This window comes from Citrobacter sp. Cpo221 (assembly GCF_030332345.1).
GTDB classification, from domain to species: Bacteria; Pseudomonadota; Gammaproteobacteria; order Enterobacterales; family Enterobacteriaceae; genus Citrobacter; species Citrobacter portucalensis.
The window spans coordinates 71,262-93,387 of record NZ_JAOWIA010000027.1 but is presented as its reverse complement, the minus strand read 5'-3'; the positions used below and the strand labels follow the sequence as shown (position 1 = coordinate 93,387).

Below are 22,126 nucleotides of genomic sequence, written 5' to 3'. Positions count from 1 at the left end.
CGGTAGTTCAGTTGGTTAGAATACCTGCCTGTCACGCAGGGGGTCGCGGGTTCGAGTCCCGTCCGTTCCGCCACTTATTAAGAGCCCTGAGCTAACGCTCAGGGCTTTTTCTTTGTCTGCAATTTAATTATTGCTGAATCCGCAAAAATCCTCTGCATTTTTCACTCTTTTTCTATAAAGAGCTGAAGCTCATAATCCTCTCAGTTAACGAACATAGTGATTAAAAAGAGGAATTCTATGACTATCCCTGCATTCGGTTTAGGTACTTTCCGCCTGAAAGACGACGTGGTTATCGCTTCTGTTAAAACGGCGCTTGAGCTAGGCTACCGTGCTGTCGACACTGCGCAAATCTATGATAATGAAGCGGCTGTTGGTCAGGCGATTGCCGAAAGCGGCGTACCGCGTAACGAGCTGTATATCACCACCAAGATTTGGATTGAAAATCTCAGCAAAGAAAAACTGATCCCAAGTCTGAAAGAAAGCCTGAAGAAGCTGCGTACAGATTATGTCGATCTGACGCTGATCCACTGGCCATCTCCAGGTGATGCGGTATCTGTTGAGGAATTCATGCAGGCGCTGCTCGAAGCAAAACAGCAGGGGCTGACTCGCGAAATTGGTATCTCAAACTTCACCATTCCGCTGATGGAAAAAGCCATTGCCGCAGTAGGTGCAGAGAACATTGCGACCAATCAGATTGAGCTGTCTCCGTATCTGCAGAGCCGTAAGGTGGTTGACTGGGCGAAAGCACACGGTATCCACATCACCTCTTACATGACGCTGGCTTACGGTAAAGCGCTGAAAGATGGAGTGATTGCGCACATTGCCGCTAAACATAACGCGACCCCGGCGCAGGTTATTCTGGCATGGGCAATGGGGGAAGGTTACTCCGTAATTCCTTCTTCTACCAAACGTGAAAACCTGGCAAGCAACCTGCTGGCGTTGGAACTGCATCTGGATGCCGAAGATAAAAAAGCGATCGCGGCACTGGACTGCAACGATCGTCTGGTCAGCCCGGAAGGCCTGGCCCCTGATTGGGATTAATTGCCTGACCCTCTGTACCCTTTAACCCTCTTTCACAGCTCCTTCGGGAGCTGTTCTTATATATTCACTTAAAAAGTCGATAAATGCCCGAATGCGCGTACTGACGGCACGATCGCTGTAATAAACTGCGCTAAAAGGCATCTCTACCGGCAGACGTTTATCTGCCAATAACTCCACCAGTTCACCCCGCGCGATCTCTTTATCTATCATATAATCTGAAAGACATGCGATGCCGTTGCCATTCAGGCAAAGCTGTTTTAGCGTTTCTCCACTGTTGGAAGAAATTCCGCACTCGACCTCATGCAGCTGTCCGTCGATACAGGCAATCGGCCAGGTATTGAGTGAAACCGGTTCGGAAAACCCCAGACACAGATGCTGGTTTAACTCCTCGACGCTCTCTGGCTTGCCAAAACGGGCAATGTAGTCCGGTGAGGCAATAATCTTACGATAGCTGGTAAATAACGGACGCGCACGTAGACTCGAGTCAGTCAGTGTACCCGCTCGTATAGCAACATCCACTTTTCGTTCAATAAGATTGATGAACGTTTCTGAGGAGACGAGAGACAGCGTCATCTCGGGATACCGCTCCCGGAACGGCTTGATTAGCGGCATCAGGAAATGCAACATCACCGGTGTTGCTGCGTCGATGCGCAGCAGGCCGCGCGGAGTATTACGCGACTCCATGATTTCCGTTTCTGCTGCAGCCATCTCTTGCAGTATCTGCTGCACCCGCCTGAAGTAGCGCTCTCCTTCTTCGGTCAGGCTTAGCTGTCGGGTCGTGCGATTAAGCAAACTGACGCCCAGTTTCATCTCCAGCTTTTTTACTGCCCGGCTGACCGCGGAATTGGCTTGTCCAAGCTGTTCTGCCGCCCGGCTAAAGCTGCCACTTTCCACTACCGCCACAAAAATCGCAAGTTCTTCAGAGGTTGCTTTCATTTTTGCACCTGACGCAAAATTATATTGAGATTTTGAATATTTTTGTCATTAAAACATCCTGGCATACTGCGTGTCATCTGATTACTGATGTTACGGAGTTATTTATGCCTCTCGCTTTATTTGCACTAACAATAAGTGCCTTCGCTATAGGCACTACTGAGTTTGTGATTGTTGGCCTGGTGCCAACCATCGCTCAACAGCTGGCGATCTCGTTACCTTCCGCTGGGATGCTGGTTTCAATCTATGCGCTGGGGGTGGCAATTGGCGCACCGGTACTGACCGCTCTGACCGGACGCCTTCCACGTAAACAGTTACTGGTTGCGCTGATGGTTCTGTTTACAGCGGGGAATTTGCTCGCATGGCAGGCACCCGGGTATATGACACTCATTGTTGCTCGTCTGCTGACTGGGCTGGCACATGGCGTATTCTTCTCGATTGGTTCTACCATCGCGACAAGTCTGGTGCCAAAAGAGAAAGCGGCTTCCGCCATTGCCATTATGTTTGGTGGCTTAACGGTGGCGCTGGTCACCGGCGTGCCGCTGGGAACATTTATCGGTCAGCACTTTGGCTGGCGTGAGACTTTCCTCGCGGTATCAATGTTAGGCGTGATTGCACTGATCAGTAGCCAGTTGTTGATCCCCGCCAACATTCCCGGTCGTGCAGCCGCCAGCATTCGCGACCAGGTGAAGGTGCTGACTCATCCCCGTCTGCTGCTGATTTACGCCGTTACGGCACTGGGCTACGGCGGTGTATTCACGGCATTCACCTTCCTGGCACCGATGATGCAGGATCTGGCGGGATTCTCCCCGGCAGCAGTAAGCTGGATCTTATTGGGTTACGGTGTTTCAGTGGCTATCGGTAATATCTGGGGCGGTAAGCTGGCGGATAAACATGGTGCGGTTCCTGCGTTGAAATTCATTTTCGCCGCGCTGTTTGTTCTGCTGATGGTCTTCCAACTGACGGCCTCTACTCAGTACGCCGCGCTGGCTACCATTCTGGTGATGGGGATCTTTGCCTTTGGTAACGTACCGGGATTGCAGGTCTACGTGGTACAGAAAGCTGAGCAATTTACGCCTAATGCTGTAGATGTGGCGTCAGGGTTAAACATTGCGGCGTTTAACATTGGGATTGCACTGGGGTCAGTGATTGGCGGGCAAACGGTCGAGCATTATGGTTTAGCTCAGACGCCGTGGATTGGCGCCCTCATTGTTCTGGTAGCTTTCCTGCTGATGGGGGTCAGCGGTCGTCTTGATAAACCCGTGCGTGTTGCTCTGGGGTAAATCATTGATGTAAGCGCCCACTTACAAAACAAACTGCAATTGTTCGTTGAAAGTGAGTGCTAAAATCCCTATAACAGAAGAACCAGTCCGGCTGCGGACTGGTTGACGTTACAGAGGTTTGAAAGTCTAAAGTGCGAAAAAACACCTATGCCATGCGTTATGTTGCCGGACAACCCGCCGAGCGGATTTTACCGCCGGGGTCGTTTGCGCATATTGGCCAGGCATTACCCGCAGGCGTTCCGTTAAGCAGTGAAGACCGCATTCGCGTGCTGGTATGGAATATTTTTAAACAGCAGCGCGCAGAATGGCAGTCGGTGCTGAAGAATTTTGGCAAAGATGCGCATCTGGTATTATTACAGGAAGCGCAAACCACGCCAGAACTGGTGCAGTTTGCGACCGCTAACTATCTTGCTGCCGATCAGGTTCCTGCCTTTGTGCTGCCTCAGCATCCCTCTGGCGTCATGACGCTCTCTGCTGCTCATCCTGTTTACTGTTGTCCATTGCGCGAGCGTGAGCCTATTTTACGGCTGGCGAAATCGGCTCTGGTAACGGTGTATCCGCTGCCTGACTCTCGATTATTAATGGTGGTGAATATCCACGCGGTTAACTTTAGCCTCGGCGTCGATGTTTATAGTAAGCAGTTACTTCCCATTGGCGATCAGATTGCTCATCACAGCGGCCCGGTTATTATGGCTGGCGATTTCAATGCCTGGAGCCGTCGACGGATGAATGCGCTATACCGCTTTTCGCGTGAAATGTCGCTGCGCCAGGTACGTTTTACTGACGATCAGCGCCGACGCGCGTTTGGTCGCCCTCTCGATTTTGTGTTCTATCGTGGTCTGAACGTGAGTGAAGCCTCTGTGCTGGTCACCCGTGCATCCGATCACAACCCGCTACTCGTTGAATTCAGTCCCGGCAAACCTGAACAATAACGGTGTGTCAGGTCTGCCGTAGGGCAGGCCTGTGATGGTTGCCCTTCCTATTTCACAACAACCGAAGGACAACACAATGACAACACGCTCTCACCATGACAACGTCGAAAAACAGTTTGGCTCTCAGGCTAATGCCTATTTAACCAGTGCGGTGCACGCCTCTGGCCGTGACTTGCAGCGTCTGAGGGAAAGGTTATCGGCATTTCCGCAGGCCCGTGTGTTGGATATGGGATGTGGAGCGGGGCATGCCAGCTTTGTAGCCGCGCAACACGTAAAGCAGGTTGTGGCTTATGATTTATCGTCGCAGATGCTTGAGGTGGTCGCTGAGGCGGCAAAAGACAGAGGCCTGGAGAATGTCGCCACACGCCAGGGTTATGCCGAAAGTCTGCCATTTGAAGATAGCGAATTTGACGTGGTAATTAGCCGCTATTCTGCGCACCACTGGCATGATGTCGGACGCGCGCTGCGGGAAGTGAACCGCGTTCTGAAGCCCGGTGGTGTATTGATTGTGATGGATGTGATGTCGCCAGGCCACCCAGTACGTGATATCTGGTTGCAAACCGTGGAGGCGTTACGCGATACCTCGCACGTTCGTAACTATTCCAGTGGAGAGTGGCTGTCGTTAATCAACGATGCCAATTTGATTGCAGATACTTTGTTAACCGATCGCCTGCCACTGGAGTTCAGTTCGTGGGTCGCGAGGATGCGCACGCCCGCGGCGTTGAGCGACGCGATTCGTGCATACCAACAAAGTGCTTCTGCAGACGTGAAAGCCTACTTTGCGTTACAGGAAGATGGCTCGTTTACCAGCGACACGATAATGGTTGAGGCACATAAAGCGGGATAAATAAAAAAGGCACTGGGGGGAATCCAGTGCCTTCATTTCTACAATGCTATCAGGAATCCGGCATGCCGTTGTTTTTCACAAACAACGTGAGCTGATCGCCTGGCTGTAGATTGTCCGTATCGCTGTTCCAGCGCATGACATCTTTGATGTTAACCCCGTGACGTTTGGCAATGCTCGACAACGAGTCGCCTTTACGCACACGATAGGTGATGCTATCGCTGTTGTTCGCCAGACGCTGCGCGCTGGTACCCGCACCCACCGTCAGGTTTTGACCCACTTTCAGGGATGACCCGCGCAGATTATTCCACTGCTTAAGGTCATTGGTGCTCACGCCAAGACGTGAAGCGACGCCAGAAAGCGTATCGCCAGAGCGAACTTTGTAGCTACGACTGTTCAGCGGCGTGTTATCCGCGACCAGCGTTGACTGCACGGCTGCAATTTCGCCTGAAGCCAGAGATTCACGCAGCTTCTCTGCATGCTTCTTTGGCACCATCACATATTGCGGGCCGCTGGCACCCAACGTGGAGCCTTTCACACCTGCATTGAAAGTCTTCAGCTTGCTGACGGAAATACCCGCCATATCGGCAACCTGAGCCATCTCAACCGGGCTACTCAGGCGAACACGTGCCAACGCGCGGCTTTCGTCTGTTGTTGGCAGACGCACGCCATAGCGTTTGCTGTTTTTGAGTATATCGCTCAATGCCAGCATTTTGGGCACATACTGCTTTGTTTCCTGAGGCAATGGTAACGACCAGAAGTCAGTGGATTTTCCACGTGCTTTGTTCGTTTTGATTGCCTTCATGACACGACCTTCACCGCTATTATAAGCAGCAACGGTCAGCAGCCAGTCGCCATCAAACATCTTGTTCAGACGCTGCATCATGTCCAGTGCGGCGGTGGTGGAAGCCACAACGTCGCGACGTGCATCATAATTGCGGGTCTGTTTTAAACCATAATTGCGCCCCGTGCTCGGAATGATCTGCCAAATACCTGCGGCATTGGCGCCAGACGTTGCGTGAGGATCAAAAGCGCTCTCCACTATGGGTAGTAGTACCAGTTCCATTGGCATGTTACGTTTCTTAACCTGCCCGGCTATCCAGTACATATACGGCTCTGCCCGTAAAGTTACATCGTGGAGATAGCTCTTATTACGTAAATACTTCTGTTTCTGTTCGCGAATCCGGTTGTTTTCCGGAATTCCCATCTTTAGCTCGTCACCAATGAAAGCCCACAAATCTTGATCAGCAGCGATAGATGTTCCGTCGTCCATCCATCGCGCCTGACTTGTAAACTTTCCTGCTTCCCCTTGACCAGCTGCAGAAAGGCTCTGTGCGTGTTGTTGGACGTTACCAGTATTCTGGCACCCAACAAGCAGGACAGAGGCGAGTAATATCGCTTTTGCCTTCATGTGTGTGTCAATAGTTGCTTAAAAGACGACCGATCATAACGGCGAAGTTTTCAAAAGGCAACCCGGAATTGTCAGAACGTATCTTTCTTTGACCTTAACCAGGCAAAACGCTCTTCAGGTTGTTGCAATATTGTTTCTTTGTTTATTTCATTAATTAAATCAATATCTTCCGTTCTCAAAAAAAGATTATTTCGCCGCTCATTTTTCAGAATTACGGGTAGTGTCATTTGTTTTTTTACGCGTAACTCATTAACTTTACGATAATATTCATTTATGAACGAATCGTGCGGGAGAATGCTTAAGGCAAACTTCATGTTTGCTAATGTGTACTCATGTGCACAACAAATTAATGTATCGTCAGGAAGTTCGTTTATTTTTTTAAGTGATTGATACATTTGAGATGCTGTACCTTCGAAAAGTCGACCACAACCGCCAGAAAAGAGCGTGTCACCACAAAATAAGTAAGGATGGCTAAAGTAACAGATATGTCCTAAAGTGTGACCCGGAGTAGCAATTACCCTAAATTCATGCCCCAAAACGAGTGCAATATCGCCATCTTCGACTATGTGTGTCGTTCCCTTATCTTGCGTTTCAGCCGGTCCGTATACCACTATTTGTGGGAAATGTTGCAGGAGTTCTTTCACACCGCCCACGTGATCCTGATGATGGTGGGTTAGCAGGATGGCTTCCGGCACCCAGTTATGCTCTGCAATGGCTTTCAAAACAGGAGCCGCCTCACCCGGGTCCACAATCAGACAATGCTGGTCATTATTTGACAGGACCCAGATGTAATTGTCCTGAAATGCAGGAATACTGTTAAGATTCATATATTACCTCTCAATGCGTAACGGAAGGTTGTGATGAAACCGGCAAGGATCCCTCAAACTGTCGTAGCGCCCGTTAGCTGGGATGATTTGCCCTGGGGCGAACACTATCGTGAGGCGCTGGAGCATCAGCTTAACCCGTGGTTTGCAAAAATGTACGGTTTTCATCTGCTTAAGGTTGGTAATTTAAGCGCAGAAATCGATTCTGAAGCGTGCGCGGTTTCTCATCAGGTAAATGTTTCTTTGCAGGGATCTCCCATGCAGGTGACGGCCGATCCTTTGCATCTTCCCTTTGCCGATAAGTCCGTGGATGTCTGTTTATTGGCCCATACGTTACCGTGGTGCTCTGATCCGCATCGCCTACTGCGTGAAGCCGATCGCGTGTTGATTGATGACGGCTGGTTGATTCTGAGCGGCTTTAACCCGGTAAGCTTGATGGGATTGCGTAAACTGATACCCGTATTGCGCAAGACATCGCCCTATAACAGTCGGATGTTTACCCTCATGCGTCAACTGGACTGGCTATCATTACTTAATTTTGAAGTGCTGCACTATAGTCGTTTTCATGTTCTGCCCTGGAACAAGAAGGGCGGGAAAATGTTAAGCGCCCATATCCCCGCGCTGGGCTGTTTACAGCTGGTGGTTGCGCGCAAGCGAACCATTCCGCTTACGCTCAACCCGATGAAACAAAATAAAAGCAAAACGCCTATCCGTCATGCCGTTGGCGCGACCCGGCAATACCGTAAACCGGACGCTTAAGCCTCAGCCTGATACCCAATATCATCCTGAGTCGGGCTCATGGCCGCGGTGCGCGCAAGCTCATCGCAGCGTTCGTTTTCCGGATGGCCCGCATGGCCTTTAACCCATTCCCATTTGATTTGATGCGGCCCCAGCGCGGCATCGAGACGTTTCCACAAATCGACGTTCTTTACCGGTTTTTTATCTGCTGTTTTCCAGCCGCGCTTCTTCCAGTTGTGAATCCACTGCGTAATGCCCTGGCGCACATACTGGCTGTCCGTGCTGAGTATCACTTCACACTGTTCTTTCAGGGCTTCCAGCGCAACGATTGCCGCCATCAGCTCCATGCGATTATTAGTGGTGAGGTTGTAGCCCTCGCTAAAGGTTTTTTCGCGCCCACGATAGCGTAAAATCGCCCCATAACCACCAGGCCCTGGATTTCCCAGGCAAGAACCATCGGTGAAAATTTCTACCTGTTTAAGCATCTCTGGTAGACTTCCTGTTTTAGCAAATCGAAATCAAACGATAAGTCTGACATAAATGACCGTTATGAGCACTGGAATTACACGACAGATCGTCCTCGATACCGAAACTACCGGTATGAACCAGATTGGCGCCCACTATGAAGGCCACAAGATCATTGAGATCGGTGCGGTTGAAGTGGTGAACCGCCGCCTGACCGGCAATAACTTCCATGTTTACCTGAAGCCGGACCGGCTGGTGGACCCGGAAGCGTTCGGCGTACACGGAATCGCAGACGAATTCCTGCTCGATAAACCTACGTTTGCCGATGTAGCCGACGAGTTTCTCGACTACATTCGCGGCGCGGAGCTGGTCATTCATAACGCATCGTTCGATATCGGCTTTATGGATTACGAATTCGCGAAGCTCAAGCGTGATATTCCAAAGACGAATGAATTTTGCAAAATAACCGATAGCCTGGCGCTGGCGAGGAAAATGTTTCCTGGCAAGCGAAACAGCCTTGATGCGTTATGCTCGCGCTATGAGATAGACAACAGTAAACGAACTCTGCACGGCGCATTGCTCGATGCCCAGATTCTGGCCGACGTTTATCTGATGATGACCGGCGGGCAGACCACGATGGCGTTCTCAATGGAAGGCGACAGCCAGCAGCAGAATGACACGGGGATCCAGCGTATTGTGCGACAGTCCAGTAAACTACGCGTTGTTTTCGCCACTGATGAAGAGTTAGCGGCCCATGAGTCACGCCTTGACCTGGTGCAGAAGAAAGGCGGAAGTTGCCTCTGGCGGGCATAGTTTGTACGTTTACCGTATGAAAATGGCCATTCGGGTGATTTTTGCAGCAAACGATTAAAAACGTGAGAAAAAGCGTTGACGAGGCGCGAGGCAATCCGTAATATTCGCTTCGTTCCCAAGCGGAACACAACGCGGAGTGGTAGTTCAGTTGGTTAGAATACCTGCCTGTCACGCAGGGGGTCGCGGGTTCGAGTCCCGTCCATTCCGCCACTATTCAGAAAGCCTGAATCAGAAATGATTCAGGCTTTCGTCGTTTTAGCCCGCCAAAAAATAATAATCTCATTATCACGCTTTATCGACCGCGCCCGAGCTTTCGGGTGGGCAACACATCAGGTCATCCTTAACCCGACGCATATCCAGAAGGCGATTAACTCGCGAAGTGATTCATCACGCAGGCGAAGCGGGGTGAAAAGTTATCGCCAATAAGAACCGTTTCCTCATTCAGGTGCTTTAGCATATACAGCTTGTCGGCACGTTCGTAAGCGTCGAAGAAGAGATAGTCGACAGCGTCCGTTGCATCATCATCGGGGGATTTTTCCCGACCATCGGGAGTGAGCATAAAAACGCCTGCGGTATGGCCGAGTGGACGGACATAGCGAAAGAACAGTTTTCTATTAACAGCGAACTCGCCGTCGTCACTTTTGAGTTTCCCTTGGACTGACAATGAAAGGTGTCCGGAGTTGTAGCTGGTTATCAGCATTATTCCGTGGAGTTCCTTTTTTGTATTCTGGATGTCGAGTATCGACGTGAATTCCGAGGAGCAGGAAAAACTGATTTCTTGTTTTTTCGCATTCCCGGCGATAATAAAAAAAGCGATAGCCGCTAGCCCAAAAATGGCAATCACGACTGACCATAGTAAAGGAGAGTGATCGCTTTCCTGCTTCATATCATTCCTCATGATGGCGATACTGGCTGATGCAATGGTAATAGCCGAGGTTTAGCCCGCATTCAGCGGCAAACGACCACTCAACCAGATTATGGTTGCTCGCCCAGGTATTGAGATACAGATCTTTTGGGTACGAACAGTTGGGGTTAATACCCACGGACTTGAAAATATCCAGCGCTTTTTTTTCGGTTATGGTGTCGGTGAGGGCGTTTCCTAATATATGCACACGGCATTGCTCGTAGTCGATAGTCCGCAGGATCGCCGCGTCCGTCATCGCGATTTCATTGGGTATCCATGTTAACCACGCTGTCGCCAGCACGGCGATGCCGGTAATTAACGTTGTTATCGTGACAGGCCACAGGTTTCGTTTCTTTTCCCTGGGCGTCAATGCAACATTGACTATTCTGGTGGGCGCTTGCGATTCCTCCAGTTGCTGAATATTGATACTGGCGTCGCTCATCCGAAATCCTATTCGCGGAATAGTGACGATCAGTTCTGCAGGATGGCCCGTAGACGTTATTGCTTTGCGCAGAAATGAAATGTGCTGATTGAGATTAGCATCCGTCGCTCTGGCGCCATTATGCTGGAAAACATTTTGCAGAATTTCATCGCGCGAGGATATCTCTTTACCATTTTGCAACAGATAGAGCAGTAATTGTGTTGCCACATTATTCAATGTGGCCATTTCACCAGATGCCAGGTCTTTTAGGGTATTTTTATGTGGTCTGAAAACTAAGCCATCACCAATAATTACGGATTTAATTTTGTTTATTGGTATATGAGAAATCACTGATGTCTCCTTTAAAGCAGGATATCTCGCATTCGAGTGGGGGAAGCAATAGCATAACATAATTCATTTATAAAAAATGATTGTACCATAGATCACTTTATTAATATTTATATAACAATCTCTTAATATATCTAATAGAATCCTCCAATCTCCTTCCTCTCTTTCACTATCTTATTGTCATTACTCGATTTTGATGCCCAATTTCATTTTTACAAAACATTCATAAATACATTTTGCCTGTTCTTCTTGCTAAATAAAAAAATAGTTGATAGATAAAAACTCTATAAAAACCATAAATGATAGACATTAACACTTGTATTGGCGTGTTTTTTGGCTATTTTTTAGGTAAACGATCGCTCTACAGACAGTGTTACAACACGATTCCCTGAGTTTGATTAATACCGGATTTTTGCATTGTGTCATTTTTTCGTCGACTTAATATAAGCCCCGAAACAGCGTAAACAACTGTGGACGGTATTTCTGATGGAATACCAATGAAGTTCAAAATACGGGGTGGCTTGAGATGGATTGTTTGCAAGGAAATGCACTTCCGCCACCTGCAGATCAGGGTTTCCCTTGCATAAATTGTCTGTGGAAATAGATCGTCGGAATAACCAAAAAACAGATATAAGGTTAAGTAGTAATATGAAAATGAAAAACGTGGCTGTGGCTTGTGCGCTGATGGCGGGAATGACTTTTACTGCATCTTCTGCTTTCGCTGCAAAAAATGTTGAACCGACTAACGGTAAAATTCACTTCACTGGTTCTCTGGTTAATTCCGCATGCGGTCTGGCCCCAGAATCCAGCCCGGTGCAGGTTAATTTTGGTGAGATCCCAACTTCTCAGTTAAAAGACAACCAACGTGCTGGTGTTAAGCATGCCAAAATCGTTCTGCAGGGCTGCGATACAACTGTTGCGAAAACCGCCACAGTAACCTACACCCCGGCAACGATTGATACCGAAAACAATGCGCTGGCTGCATTTACCTCGGGTACAGCAAAGGGCGCGGGCATCGGTATGATTGACAGTGGTAACCAGGACGTGAAATGGGGCGAAGCCGCATCTCAGGTCAACATTACCGATGGCGAAACCGACATTGATTTCGTTGCTTATCTGCAGGCCAACAACGCATCCGCAGCAGTAACCCCGGGTGACTTCGAATCTACCGTTAATTTCCAGATCGATTATCAGTAACGATCTGCTGCGGGCGCAATTATGCGCCTGCTTAACCCTTCCTGCGAATAACTGAAAGGAAATGCGGTGATGCCTGGATGGCGTATTTTACTGCTTTTTATCTTCATATCGCCTGCATGGGTTTTGGCTGACACCCATCGTCTTGTCAGTACGCCCGGCAAAATGCGCATGCGGGGAAATATTATTGAGGCTGCCTGTTATGTCGATCCACACGACCGGTCGCTGCTGGTTGAATTTGATGACCTCTCAGCCAGAGATATTTCCGGAAAACCTGAAAAAGTATCTGCGCATGATTTCAGCATTCATTTGCTGGGATGTTCATTAGGAGATTCTCAACACCCCGGGAATCTGTTCCAACGCGCCAATATTACCTTTTCCGGCGCACCGGATAGTGACAATCCTGATTATCTGAGCGTGCAATCGGAAACTGAAAATTTAGCGATAGAAATATATGACGGCAGAGGCAAGCAAATTCATTTGGGTGAGCCATCACCGGATTATGCGCTTAACCCAGGGAGAAACACGCTCAATTTTACGGCTTATTTGATCTCCCGCGACGGAAGAATGACGTCTGGTGAATTTACTGCAGTCACGCATTTTGTTGTGAATTATCTCTGAGCTGCACAGCAATTCGGGTATCTGAAGGTTTGCGAACGAAAATGATCACGCTGAAAACAGATAAAAAACGTCTGGCGCTTTTAATTGCTCTGGTCTGTGCCTCTTCATGGGCTGAAGCGGATGAGTCTATTGAATTTAATACTGACGTCCTGGATGCCAGTGACAGACAAAATGTCGATTTACAGCGTTTTTCCGAAGGCAACTTTGTGACTCCCGGAGAATATCTACTGGATGTTCGTATTAACAGCCAGGAGATCCCTCAGCAGTCGATCCGTTATATCGTTGATCCTGCCAACGCGCATAAATCCATGGCGTGCCTGACGCCGCAACAGCTCGAATTACTGGCGCTCAAAGAAGAGGCGCTGACCTATATTCATCCGATTAGCGCGACCTGCTATGACATTTCCCGCCTGCCGGGTGTGGTGCTGAATAATAGCGCAGGCGTACTGGACATTACCGTGCCACAGGCATGGATGAAATATACCGATCCAGACTGGACGCCGCCGGAGCGCTGGGATAACGGCGTCGCGGGACTGATTTTCGACTACAGCGTTTCGGGCCAGGCCACACATTACGAACAAGGTGGCGATCATTACCGCTCACTGTCTGGTTATGGACAGACGGGCTTTAACCTCGGCGCGTGGCGCTTTCGTGGCCAGTATCAGGCCAATTATGCTTCGGATGAAAATCGTGGGCGTATCGACTGGGATCAGATCTATGCCTATCGCCCGTTACCGATGCAGGCTGCAAAACTGACGGTCGGTGAAATATATCTGAATTCCCAGGTGTTTGATTCAGTGCGATTTACGGGGGCTAACCTCGCCAGCGACGAGCGCATGCTACCACCGAATTTGCAGGGCTACGCGCCCGAAGTGCACGGCATCGCCCGCAGTAATGCGAAGGTCACCGTCAGTCAGCAGGGGCGTGTTATCTATCAAACCACTGTTCCAGCGGGGCCATTTAATATTCAGGATCTACATGGCTCGGTACGCGGCACGCTGGATGTTCGCGTCGAAGAGCAGGATGGCAGCGTACAAACCTTTCAGGTCAATACGGCCGATATCCCTTACCTGACGCGCCCGGGCTATGTTCGTTACAACGCCGCTGTCGGTAAGCCATCGCGTTATAACCACGACGTCCAGGGACCTGCATTTTATAGCGGTGATTTTTCATGGGGGGTCAGCAATGCGTGGTCACTGTACGGTGGCGCGTTGCTCACTGGCGATCGCTATAACGCCTGGTCGATGGGGATTGGGCGGGATTTGAGCTGGTTGGGCGCGCTGTCGGCTGACGCAACGCAATCCGTGAGCCGGGTGAAGCATCAGGCTGAACAAAAAGGGATGTCCTTTAAGCTCAGCTATGCCAAAACCTTTGATGAATACAACAGCGCCATCACCTTTGCCGGTTACCGTTTTTCACAGCGTAACTTCCGCACCTTCTCGCAGTTTCTCGACGAGCAGTATGAAAATAACAACAGCGCCGGTAACGAAAAAGAGATGTACACCATCACCGGTAACAAGACCTTTTTTGCCGACGACCCGCAATTAGCGACCACGCTGTACCTGACCTATACCCACCAGAATTACTGGGATCGTGGCTCTCAGGATCGTTACGGGGTGTCGATGGGGCACAGCTTTTCGTTCGCAGGCATTCAGGGGATCAGCGCTAACCTTGCTGCTTACCGCTCTGAGTATCAGGGCAAACGGGACGACAGCCTTTCGCTGTCCATTTCGGTGCCATGGAGCGATGGCCGCTCAATGGATTATGAAGTGCAAAACAGCGGCAGCCAGACCAGTCAGATGGTTTCGTATTCCGATAACCGCGACCGTAACAATCCATGGCGACTGCGCGCAGGGGTTTCCGGTGAAGGGCACACCGCGTTTGATGGCTACTACAAGCATCGCAGCATGATGGCGGAACTGGAATCTAACGTCAGCTGGCAGCAATCACGCTATTTCTCCGTTGGTGGCACGATGCGCGGCGGCTTTACCGCAACGCGTCATGGCGCGGCGCTACACAACAGCCAGGCGTCGATGAATACCGCCAGGGTGATGGTTGATACCGACGGTGTGGCGAATGTACCGCTGAACGGCGAACAGGCGCACTCAAACCGCTTCGGTATTGCCGTCGTACCGGACGTCGTCAGCTATCACAGCTTTGATACCCGTATCGATGTGGACGCAATGGACGAGGACATTTCCGCGACCAAAGCCATTGTCACCAACACCCTGACGGAAGGCGCGATTGGTTATCAGCGCTTCGCCGTGGCGCAGGGGCAAAAAATGATGGCGCTGCTGCGCCTGAAAGATGGTTCGGTACCGCCGTTTGGTGCCGAAGTGTTTAACGCCAACGGTGTTAGCGTCGCCATGGTGATGGAAAACGGCATGGCCTGGATTGCGGGTGTGAATCCAGCCGAGCGTCTTTCTGTTGCCTGGGGCGGTCGCGCGCAGTGTCACTTACAGGTGCCTCAACAAATCAACCCGGAAGGTAACGTGCTGTTGCCTTGTGAATAATATCAATAACCTGAATGAATTTTGTCATGAAAAATCAAGCATTTTACTCCGTGCAGCGTTGGCTCAAACCCGTGGTCTGCGGTCTGCTTTTTATTGCAGAGATCAACGCCTCATGGGCGGGTATTGCACTTGACCGTACCCGTCTGATCATCACCGGTGATGCGCGATCTGTCAGCGCGAACTTAACCAACACCAGTCCAAGCATTCCGTTTCTGGCTCAGTCGTGGGTGGAAGACGCCAATGGAACAAAAATTACCTCGCCGTTGATGGTTTTACCGCCGCTGCAGCGGATTAACGGCGGGCAAAAGGGCATTGCGCGTGTGACAAAAACCAGCGGTATTAACGCTCTGCCGCAGGATCGCGAAAGTCTGTTCTACCTGAATGTGCGTGAAATTCCGCCCAAGCCGGATAAGCCGAACGTGCTGCAACTGGCGATGCAGTCACGCATCAAACTGTTCTACCGTCCGACCGCCATCGTGCCGGAAACACCGGGCGCCGTGTGGCAAAACCAACTGGTCTTTCATAAGCAGGGGCTGCGCTGGAGTGTGGATAACCCTACGCCGTACTTCGTTACCTTAATCGGCTTAAGCCGCAAGCCTGAAGCGCAGGGCGGCGACAGGCTGACTGACTTCCCTGGGATTATGGTTTCACCAAAGTCCTCTCTCGATTTCAGCGTGGCCGACGGCAGCGTTAGCCAGTTCAGCATGATGTATGTGAACGATTTTGGCGGTCATCCCGAATTGAAATTCAGCTGCACAGGCAATGTGTGTAAAGCATTGCCGATGGAGCAACAGCCCCGGTAACAGGATTCGTAAATGAAAAAGATGCTTTGCGCTCTGCTGATGGCGGGCATGGCCTGCTCGGTTCAGGCCACAAGCGGTCGCCAGGATATGAGCAATGTGTCCGGCGAGTATGGCAACGTCCGCTTTCATGGGCGAGTGTTCGTTTCGCCGTGCGTGCTGGATATGGCCTCCCGCGATCAGACTATCGATCTTGGTGATATTTCCGCCAGCCGTTTTCGCCAGGGCGGCGATCGCAGCGATCCGGTATTGGTCACGCTGTATCTGAACGGCTGTTTAAAGGGCTCCGGTCATACCTTAAGGGATTTCCCCGGGCAGACCAGTGAGATGCCGGAGCTGGCGCATAGCACGGTGGAACGTGGCGTTTCGATGACCCTAATGGCTGAAGGCGCGCCGGAAAACAGCGATTTGGGGCGCATTCGCGGCGATGTGCGTGGTGCAGGCATTCGGCTACTGACCGAACGCAACCAGTTGATCCACCTGAACCAACCGCAACGCATGTGGATCCTCAAACCGGGCGATAACGCCATTCATTTTCTTGCCGCGCTGGAATCTTTTGGGAGAGAGGTGACCGCCGGAGAATTTAACGGTCTGGTCAGACTCAAGCTGGAGTATCTATGAGCGTATTACGTAAAACGCTGTTGTGGGTGGTGCTGGCAGGCTGTCCGATAGCCGGGCAGGCATTTACACAGGGAGAAGGTGAGCCGGAAGGTGGGTCGCCGCATCAGTACGATATTGAACTGAGCTCGCTGGATGTGAGCAAAAACCACGTGGGTGGCAGAACGGAGCCGTTCCCATGGAATCTGGGTGGCTGGTATGTGGTGAATTTCTATTGCGAACAGGCTGACATCTCCCGAGCACCAATTTACTACACCACCACAACCACGATGCCGCCTTCAAATCAGGGGGCGAACCGTTTTCGGCTAAACGAGTATCTGGATGTGGAAGTTCAGGTGTGGGTTGCCGGGGGCTATAAAAAATATGTGCAGGCGCCTTTTACCAACGTTTCAAACCGCAACAGCAACAACAGCTGTAAAAAGCGTAAGGGCTACACGCGAGCGACTAACGTTGAAAGTGGTTCAAAAGGGAAAGTGACGTTTATTGTCACTAAACCCATTATCAATGGCATCAATATCACTTCCCAGTCGCTGGTGGAGGTGGCCGGGCGCATGGGAAGCGCGGGACCTACGCCAACCACGGCGATTTCTCGCGTGGTGATTAAATCCGGGCTGATTACCGTCCCGGACAAATGCACCTTCAACCGGGGAGACAAAATCAGCATTGAGTTTGGCGATCTGCCTGGATCCGCTGCCCGGCTCAACGGCACTAACTACAGCAAGTCAGTCCCTATACATGTGGTCTGTGAAGGTGGGAGTTTCGATCAGGGCGCGCTGAACATTAATCTTGGTATACAAACGACCACGGCGTCAGGTACGGCGGGGTTTAACGGTAATCTCCTTGGCACGCTGAGCGGCGGACAAAAGCGCGAGGATCTCGGCATTATGCTTAAAGACGAAAGTGGTGGCACCGTCGTGCCTAATCAATTCTACAACGTGAAGGGGTTTTACCAGAATCAGGGCGACTGGAATCTCACCGCTGCGCCGGTGGCAAAGCCGGGCGTGGGAAGCGTGAAGGAAGGTGAATTTGAAGCCTCTGCTACCGTTGTCGCGCAGTTTCAGTAGGGGGATGTCATGAGATTCTCGGCGTTATTCGCGACCAGTATGTTACTGCTAGGTGGCATGGCGCAGGCCGACACCAAACTGGTCGGCGGCGACATGTATTTTCACGGCACCATCAGAGCGCTGGCCTGCAGCCTTGCACCGGGAGGCGACAAAATCGAGGTCGATTTCAAGCAAATCGCGACACAGGATCTCTATCTCTCGGGGCGCAGTAAGCCGGAAAAATTCAGCATCCAGTTACGCGACTGCAACCCTGAGGTTTTCCGTGGGATCTCGGTTACCTTCAGCGGTCGTGAGGATGCGGAGCTGACCGATCATCTGGCGCTGGATAGCAGTGAACAAGGCGGCGCGTCAGGGATCGGGATTGGGATGAGCGAAGAGGACGGTACGGCAATCCGCCTTGATGAGAGCACGTCAGTCAAAGAGATAACAGAAGGTTCGATGACGCTGAATTTCTTGGCGTGGGTCGCAGCGGAGCCATCGGCGATAAAAAATCAGTCTCTCGAATACGGTCCGTTCAGCGCCAGCGGGACCTGGACGTTGAACTACCAGTAGCATGATGAACGTACTGAATCGCATTGCGCCGCTGCCTGCGCAGAAATTATTGCTCAGTATTAGTCTGTTTTTTTGGTGTGGGGCCATGCATCTCTACTGGCCGAACAACGGCGGCAGCGGTCTGTCGTTGCCGCTTAATATTACGAGCTGGATCTACGCTGTTGTACTGGCTGCAAGCGTATTGATGCTGGTGCCTCGTCAACGCTGGCGCATCACTGTGCCCGCTACGGGTTTTACAGTCGGGGTGTTCATCCTGACGTTGCTTTGCCTGCTAACGCCTGATGTCTGGCAGGCCGAGGCACTGCTGGTGGCGGGGGCGTTACTGGGCGGTGTGAGCGTCTATCTGGTCACATTACAAATTCCGCTCACGGCAAACACCCTGACGGCACTGCTGGCTCTGCTATGGGGAGCGTGCGTGATTGAATGTCTGGCGTTTGTCTATCAGTACTGGCATTTGCCGGGCGTTGATTACTGGGAGTTTGCCTGGCGGCGCGGTACGCGACCCTACGGGATATTTCAGCAGGTCAACCTGATGGCCAGCTTCACGGCATGCGGTGTGCTGCTGTCAGCGCCGCTCTTTTTACGTCTGCACCGCGGGTATCGAATTGCCATTGGAATAGGCCTGGTAATGATGGGATTTGTGCTGCATGAATCTCAGTCGCAAACCGGCTACTTGTCTCTGGTAGTCGGTGAAGTGCTGCTGCTGGCGGTTTTCCCGGCGCAACGGCGCACGCTAATGCTGCTTCTACTGCCGCTGGCGTTAGGCGTGGTGATAGGGGCCACGGCCCGCCATTTTTTGACTGTGGTCACGGTCGATCATCTGACGACTTCTCAAGCGCGCTGGACGGTGTTGAAAACGTCGCTGGCATTATTTGTCGAACGCCCGTGGATGGGGTGGGGCGTGGGCAGTTTTGCTGCCGTGTTTCTCGAACGCGCGGGGCCATTGGGGCTGGGCAGCATTTCGCATCCGCACAACGAACTGGTGCTGTGGCTGGTGGAGGGCGGTCTGGTTGGGCTTGCGGGGGCACTCTGTTTTATAGCGGGTGGTTTCTGGCTCTGGCTGCACGGTAATTGCTGGCGTCGCGTCTGCCTGGTGGCGGCACTGCCGGTGGTTATTCATATGTTGACGGAATACCCCGTCAGGCAGTCAACGCCACACTGGCTGCTGTTGATCCTGTTGCTTCGATGTGCAGACAGCGCGCAAACGGGAATACGCCTGGTGCTTACGTCAACGTCGCTGATTCGCGCGGCAGGGTTTATCTCGTTACTGACCGTCGCGCCATTGCTGCTTCTCACGCTGTACACGCAACAGCAACTGACGCTGGCGGAGAGGCAGTCAACGCAGTGGCATCTTGCCGAACCGCTCCCTGTCGGAGGCTGGCTTCTTACCAGTCGCTATCGGTTTGATGTCCAGATGGGGTATCTGCAACGGTATCAGCGTACCCGGGACGCACGCTGGCTGGAGGGGGTTCGCCGCTGGGCGCCTGACTATGTGCGCGTTCACCCAGATCCTAATGTCTCCTTCACGCAAATCTTGCTGGCGTTGCAACAGCGCGACCTGGTCGAGGCACATCGTCTGGCGACGCGCTTTTGCCTGATATACCCAAACGATCGCCGTATCCCGTGGCTGCAGGATGCACGACGTCCTTTTAATAAAATAATGGAATGATATGAACAGATTCAGTGAACAGGCCCGTTATGTGCCAGAACTTCCCCGCAACGCCGAACTGCTGCGGATCACCGGGATCCGTTTGCAGCGCATTCATTTTTTTGATGACGCATCGCTGGATGTTTGTGAGGTGTTAAGCCAGGTACGCACACCGCTCCCACTGGATCTGTTTTTCAAGCACCTTTCCATCACGGCAAAACAGCAGCTTTTTCTATGGCAAATGCAGCGGGTGCTGGCCCTCTCGGGAAGCTATTCGCTGAATTTATCCGTCAGGATGCTGACCAGTCTGTCATGGATCACGCGTCTCACAAAGCAGGGGCATCAGGGGAGGATTGTTATTGAGATTCAGGATCCGGGCTCCATGATGCGCCTGGATAAGGCAGAGCAGCAGGCCGTATGCATTGCCGTAAAAACGCTGGTGCGTCACGGGTTTCGCGTGTGGCTGGATGATGTTTCGCCTGAGCTATTTTTTGTCTGGCGGCTGTCGGGCATCCGTTTCGATGCCATCAAAATTGAAAGTGGAATGTTTCATCAGTTCAGAACATCGGAGTGGCAGTTGAGGGTTCTGGTCAATCAATTTCGTGGGCTGGGTGAACGGGTTGTCATTGAGGGGGTAGAAACACCACAGGATTATGCCATTTGCCGTATGAGCGGCGCAGATGCTGTACAGGGCTTTCTGTTCGAGCAGGAAATTTTACCGAAAAGCCTGAATCATTGCTGACTCAGGCTCTGAAAATTACTCGCTCAGCGTCTGTGCGATATCTTTTTGCACCTGCTGGCGCTGTTCTGGGGTCAGCACTTTGTTCAGGTCAAAATAGTATTTTACGCGATAATAACGCGCCTGCTGTTCGATGTTGCTGAACGCAGAAAGCTGTTTCTGAACGGCAGCTTCATCCCATTTCCCGGACTTGATGACGTCAATCAACGCGCCGTCTTTAACATCTTTCACCGAAATCTGGCTGACGTTGGTTTCAAGCTGCTGGTGCAGTTTTTTAATCTGCGCCACCTGGTCGTTGGTCAGCTTAAGATGCTGAACGACAGGGTCCTGAGCTGGAGCAGGAACATTGGATACGTTTGCTGCAAGCGTACTAAAAGAAGCGCCCGCTAAGGTAGCCGCCAGCAAAGTCATGCGTAAGAAGTTCTTCATGTCGAGATCCTGATAAGGGAATTATTAACATTGTCAGTCACTCGCTGGTTGCGAGTGATTATCCTTTGCAGAATACGATGCCCGCCGCATGTCGCCACGCGAATTTGTTTTGCGGTTGGTTACGGAGTGAAACAATCCCGCCACGGAAAACGTTGTGCAGCGGGAGTGAAGGCGATAGTTATAGCGTGAACGGGTCGGCGTCTTGCCAGGCGGGAAACTTCTCGCGATACTCGCGCAGCGCTGAGAGTGACAGTTCGGCGTCAATGCGTGTGGCCTGATGCGGCTCGGCGGTGGCAATAATCTCACCCTGCGGATTAATCACCCGGCTGTCACCGCGATAATGATGACCGTTACCGTCTGTGCCAACGCGGTTACATCCTGCTACATAAGCCTGGTTCTCAATCGCCCGTGCGGCAAGCAGAAGCTGCCAGTGCAGCGAACGCGGCGCAGGCCAATTGGCAACATACAACGCCAGGTCGTAATCGTTGCGATTGCGCGACCATACCGGAAAACGCAGGTCATAACAGACCAACGGCAGAATGCGCCAGCCGCGCCATTCAACAATAACGCGCGCGTCACTCGCATGGTAATGCTGATGCTCGTCCGCCATGCGGAACAGATGGCGCTTGTCGTAGAAATGCACATTACCTTCGGGCTCAACCAGAAAAAAGCGGTTTACCGGGCCGCGTTCAGACTGGGTAGCAGCGCTGCCCGCGATCAGGGCGTTGGTCTGTTGCGCTTTGGCACGCATCCAGCTTACGACTTCTTCTTGCGGCAACGATTTATTTGCCGCTTCCATGGCAAATCCGCTGGTAAACATCTCGGGCAACACGATGACATCACGTCCGGCGACGGTTTCCAGTTGTCGGTCAAAATGGCGCAGGTTGGCCGGGCCATCCATCCAGATCAAGGGTTGTTGCAGCAGAGTAATTTTCAAACCAGGCACGATCGAGGCTCCTCGTTGAACAACATTTTGACACTGTAGCATGAG

General features: G+C 51.5%; 23 protein-coding genes and 1 tRNA gene. 16 read left to right on the top strand and 8 right to left on the bottom strand.

Features of this window, described 5'->3' with window-relative positions:
• Positions 1–237 precede the first annotated feature (237 nt).
• Positions 238–1,041, top strand: coding sequence for a 2,5-didehydrogluconate reductase DkgB (dkgB, locus tag OGY72_RS01210; protein WP_148362420.1), 804 nt, complete (start codon positions 238–240; stop codon positions 1,039–1,041).
• 21 nt (positions 1,042–1,062) lie between these two features.
• On the opposite strand, the gene yafC is transcribed toward dkgB, so the two are convergent.
• Complete coding sequence (yafC, locus tag OGY72_RS01205) at positions 1,063–1,977, bottom strand: DNA-binding transcriptional regulator YafC (RefSeq protein ID WP_003830795.1); 915 nt, start codon at positions 1,975–1,977, stop codon at positions 1,063–1,065.
• A gap of 104 nt (positions 1,978–2,081) precedes the next feature.
• Between yafC and OGY72_RS01200 the strand changes: the two genes are divergently transcribed.
• The 3 genes from OGY72_RS01200 to OGY72_RS01190 all read left to right on the top strand — a co-directional run bounded on the left by OGY72_RS01200 (position 2,082) and on the right by OGY72_RS01190 (position 5,036).
• A complete protein-coding gene (locus OGY72_RS01200) occupies positions 2,082–3,257 on the top strand; it encodes an MFS transporter (RefSeq protein WP_003830796.1) in 1,176 nt (391 codons plus the stop codon).
• A 131-nt stretch (positions 3,258–3,388) separates the two neighbouring features.
• Positions 3,389–4,189, top strand: coding sequence for an endonuclease/exonuclease/phosphatase family protein (locus OGY72_RS01195; protein WP_286546246.1), 801 nt, complete (start codon positions 3,389–3,391; stop codon positions 4,187–4,189).
• Positions 4,190–4,265: 76 nt separating this feature from the next.
• Positions 4,266–5,036, top strand: coding sequence for a class I SAM-dependent methyltransferase (locus OGY72_RS01190; protein WP_126319176.1), 771 nt, complete (start codon positions 4,266–4,268; stop codon positions 5,034–5,036).
• A gap of 49 nt (positions 5,037–5,085) precedes the next feature.
• Here the strand turns inward: OGY72_RS01190 and mltD are convergent, their stop codons facing one another.
• Complete coding sequence (gene mltD / locus OGY72_RS01185; protein WP_032934340.1) at positions 5,086–6,444, bottom strand: murein transglycosylase D; 1,359 nt, start codon at positions 6,442–6,444, stop codon at positions 5,086–5,088.
• A gap of 71 nt (positions 6,445–6,515) precedes the next feature.
• Positions 6,516–7,271: a hydroxyacylglutathione hydrolase gene (gloB, locus tag OGY72_RS01180; protein ID WP_286546240.1), complete on the bottom strand. Its 756-nt coding sequence runs from the start codon at positions 7,269–7,271 to the stop codon at positions 6,516–6,518.
• Positions 7,272–7,304: 33 nt separating this feature from the next.
• On the opposite strand from gloB, the gene OGY72_RS01175 reads away from it, so the two are divergent.
• Positions 7,305–8,027 (top strand): class I SAM-dependent methyltransferase, encoded by a 723-nt coding sequence (locus tag OGY72_RS01175; RefSeq protein ID WP_126319174.1) that lies wholly within the window; start codon positions 7,305–7,307, stop codon positions 8,025–8,027.
• Here OGY72_RS01175 and rnhA read toward each other — a convergent pair.
• Positions 8,024–8,491, bottom strand: a complete 468-nt coding sequence (gene rnhA, locus OGY72_RS01170; RefSeq protein ID WP_063941989.1) for a ribonuclease HI — start codon at positions 8,489–8,491, stop codon at positions 8,024–8,026. The genes OGY72_RS01175 and rnhA overlap by 4 nt on opposite strands.
• Positions 8,492–8,555: 64 nt before the next feature.
• On the opposite strand from rnhA, the gene dnaQ reads away from it, so the two are divergent.
• On the top strand, positions 8,556–9,284 hold the full coding sequence (gene dnaQ, locus OGY72_RS01165) for a DNA polymerase III subunit epsilon (RefSeq protein WP_095533177.1): 729 nt from the start codon (positions 8,556–8,558) through the stop codon (positions 9,282–9,284).
• A 133-nt stretch (positions 9,285–9,417) separates the two neighbouring features.
• Positions 9,418–9,494, top strand: a tRNA-Asp gene (locus tag OGY72_RS01160).
• Positions 9,495–9,651: 157 nt separating this feature from the next.
• Here the strand turns inward: OGY72_RS01160 and OGY72_RS01155 are convergent.
• Positions 9,652–10,170 (bottom strand): FidL-like protein, encoded by a 519-nt coding sequence (locus OGY72_RS01155; RefSeq protein ID WP_174785112.1) that lies wholly within the window; start codon positions 10,168–10,170, stop codon positions 9,652–9,654.
• A gap of 1 nt (position 10,171) precedes the next feature.
• Positions 10,172–10,855 (bottom strand): winged helix-turn-helix domain-containing protein, encoded by a 684-nt coding sequence (locus OGY72_RS01150; protein ID WP_223240930.1) that lies wholly within the window; start codon positions 10,853–10,855, stop codon positions 10,172–10,174.
• Between the two features lie 750 nt (positions 10,856–11,605).
• Between OGY72_RS01150 and OGY72_RS01145 the strand changes: the two genes are divergently transcribed.
• The 9 genes from OGY72_RS01145 (at position 11,606) to OGY72_RS01105 (ending at position 20,709) form a co-directional block, all read left to right on the top strand.
• Positions 11,606–12,154 carry a fimbrial protein gene (locus OGY72_RS01145; protein WP_149385247.1) on the top strand — a complete coding sequence of 183 codons (549 nt, stop codon included), beginning with the start codon at positions 11,606–11,608 and terminating at the stop codon, positions 12,152–12,154.
• A gap of 69 nt (positions 12,155–12,223) precedes the next feature.
• The gene (locus tag OGY72_RS01140; RefSeq protein ID WP_286546228.1) at positions 12,224–12,772 is read left to right on the top strand and encodes a fimbrial protein; all 549 of its coding nucleotides are present in this window, start codon (positions 12,224–12,226) and stop codon (positions 12,770–12,772) included.
• 41 nt (positions 12,773–12,813) lie between these two features.
• Entirely contained in the window at positions 12,814–15,285 is a 2,472-nt protein-coding gene (locus OGY72_RS01135) for a fimbria/pilus outer membrane usher protein (RefSeq protein ID WP_148362415.1), read from the top strand.
• Between the two features lie 26 nt (positions 15,286–15,311).
• Positions 15,312–16,088, top strand: a complete 777-nt coding sequence (locus OGY72_RS01130; RefSeq protein ID WP_428845935.1) for a fimbrial biogenesis chaperone — start codon at positions 15,312–15,314, stop codon at positions 16,086–16,088.
• A gap of 12 nt (positions 16,089–16,100) precedes the next feature.
• Positions 16,101–16,706 carry a fimbrial protein gene (locus OGY72_RS01125; RefSeq protein WP_048214874.1) on the top strand — a complete coding sequence of 202 codons (606 nt, stop codon included), beginning with the start codon at positions 16,101–16,103 and terminating at the stop codon, positions 16,704–16,706.
• Complete coding sequence (locus OGY72_RS01120; protein ID WP_286546222.1) at positions 16,703–17,767, top strand: fimbrial protein; 1,065 nt, start codon at positions 16,703–16,705, stop codon at positions 17,765–17,767. Before OGY72_RS01125 ends, OGY72_RS01120 begins: the two co-directional genes overlap by 4 nt.
• A gap of 9 nt (positions 17,768–17,776) precedes the next feature.
• Positions 17,777–18,319 carry a fimbrial protein gene (locus tag OGY72_RS01115; protein WP_003830815.1) on the top strand — a complete coding sequence of 181 codons (543 nt, stop codon included), beginning with the start codon at positions 17,777–17,779 and terminating at the stop codon, positions 18,317–18,319.
• 1 nt (position 18,320) lies between these two features.
• Positions 18,321–19,988: an O-antigen ligase family protein gene (locus OGY72_RS01110; RefSeq protein ID WP_286546220.1), complete on the top strand. Its 1,668-nt coding sequence runs from the start codon at positions 18,321–18,323 to the stop codon at positions 19,986–19,988.
• Between the two features lies 1 nt (position 19,989).
• On the top strand, positions 19,990–20,709 hold the full coding sequence (locus OGY72_RS01105; protein WP_003830818.1) for an EAL domain-containing protein: 720 nt from the start codon (positions 19,990–19,992) through the stop codon (positions 20,707–20,709).
• 15 nt (positions 20,710–20,724) lie between these two features.
• Here OGY72_RS01105 and OGY72_RS01100 read toward each other — a convergent pair whose 3' ends face one another.
• The gene (locus OGY72_RS01100; RefSeq protein WP_003830819.1) at positions 20,725–21,135 is read right to left on the bottom strand and encodes a Spy/CpxP family protein refolding chaperone; all 411 of its coding nucleotides are present in this window, start codon (positions 21,133–21,135) and stop codon (positions 20,725–20,727) included.
• Between the two features lie 178 nt (positions 21,136–21,313).
• Positions 21,314–22,081, bottom strand: coding sequence for an amidohydrolase (locus tag OGY72_RS01095; RefSeq protein WP_286546215.1), 768 nt, complete (start codon positions 22,079–22,081; stop codon positions 21,314–21,316).
• Positions 22,082–22,126: the final 45 nt, after the last annotated feature.

Excerpts from the sequence above, each read along its gene's own strand:
- OGY72_RS01120 (WP_286546222.1), top strand. The coding sequence starts at position 16,703 with ATGAGCGTATTACGTAAAACGCTGTTGTGGGTGGTGCTGGCAGGCTGT.
- OGY72_RS01190 (WP_126319176.1), top strand. The coding sequence starts at position 4,266 with ATGACAACACGCTCTCACCATGACAACGTCGAAAAACAGTTTGGCTCT.
- OGY72_RS01145 (WP_149385247.1), top strand. The coding sequence starts at position 11,606 with ATGAAAATGAAAAACGTGGCTGTGGCTTGTGCGCTGATGGCGGGAATG.
- OGY72_RS01200 (WP_003830796.1), top strand. The coding sequence starts at position 2,082 with ATGCCTCTCGCTTTATTTGCACTAACAATAAGTGCCTTCGCTATAGGC.
- OGY72_RS01155 (WP_174785112.1), bottom strand. The coding sequence starts at position 10,170 with ATGAAGCAGGAAAGCGATCACTCTCCTTTACTATGGTCAGTCGTGATT.
- OGY72_RS01125 (WP_048214874.1), top strand. The coding sequence starts at position 16,101 with ATGAAAAAGATGCTTTGCGCTCTGCTGATGGCGGGCATGGCCTGCTCG.
- OGY72_RS01175 (WP_126319174.1), top strand. The coding sequence starts at position 7,305 with ATGAAACCGGCAAGGATCCCTCAAACTGTCGTAGCGCCCGTTAGCTGG.
- OGY72_RS01115 (WP_003830815.1), top strand. The coding sequence starts at position 17,777 with ATGAGATTCTCGGCGTTATTCGCGACCAGTATGTTACTGCTAGGTGGC.
- OGY72_RS01105 (WP_003830818.1), top strand. The coding sequence starts at position 19,990 with ATGAACAGATTCAGTGAACAGGCCCGTTATGTGCCAGAACTTCCCCGC.
- gloB (WP_286546240.1), bottom strand. The coding sequence starts at position 7,271 with ATGAATCTTAACAGTATTCCTGCATTTCAGGACAATTACATCTGGGTC.
- mltD (WP_032934340.1), bottom strand. The coding sequence starts at position 6,444 with ATGAAGGCAAAAGCGATATTACTCGCCTCTGTCCTGCTTGTTGGGTGC.
- yafC (WP_003830795.1), bottom strand. The coding sequence starts at position 1,977 with ATGAAAGCAACCTCTGAAGAACTTGCGATTTTTGTGGCGGTAGTGGAA.
- dkgB (WP_148362420.1), top strand. The coding sequence starts at position 238 with ATGACTATCCCTGCATTCGGTTTAGGTACTTTCCGCCTGAAAGACGAC.
- OGY72_RS01150 (WP_223240930.1), bottom strand. The coding sequence starts at position 10,855 with ATGGCCACATTGAATAATGTGGCAACACAATTACTGCTCTATCTGTTG.
- OGY72_RS01130 (WP_428845935.1), top strand. The coding sequence starts at position 15,312 with ATGAAAAATCAAGCATTTTACTCCGTGCAGCGTTGGCTCAAACCCGTG.
- dnaQ (WP_095533177.1), top strand. The coding sequence starts at position 8,556 with ATGAGCACTGGAATTACACGACAGATCGTCCTCGATACCGAAACTACC.
- OGY72_RS01110 (WP_286546220.1), top strand. The coding sequence starts at position 18,321 with ATGATGAACGTACTGAATCGCATTGCGCCGCTGCCTGCGCAGAAATTA.
- OGY72_RS01140 (WP_286546228.1), top strand. The coding sequence starts at position 12,224 with ATGCCTGGATGGCGTATTTTACTGCTTTTTATCTTCATATCGCCTGCA.
- OGY72_RS01135 (WP_148362415.1), top strand. The coding sequence starts at position 12,814 with ATGATCACGCTGAAAACAGATAAAAAACGTCTGGCGCTTTTAATTGCT.
- OGY72_RS01100 (WP_003830819.1), bottom strand. The coding sequence starts at position 21,135 with ATGAAGAACTTCTTACGCATGACTTTGCTGGCGGCTACCTTAGCGGGC.
- rnhA (WP_063941989.1), bottom strand. The coding sequence starts at position 8,491 with ATGCTTAAACAGGTAGAAATTTTCACCGATGGTTCTTGCCTGGGAAAT.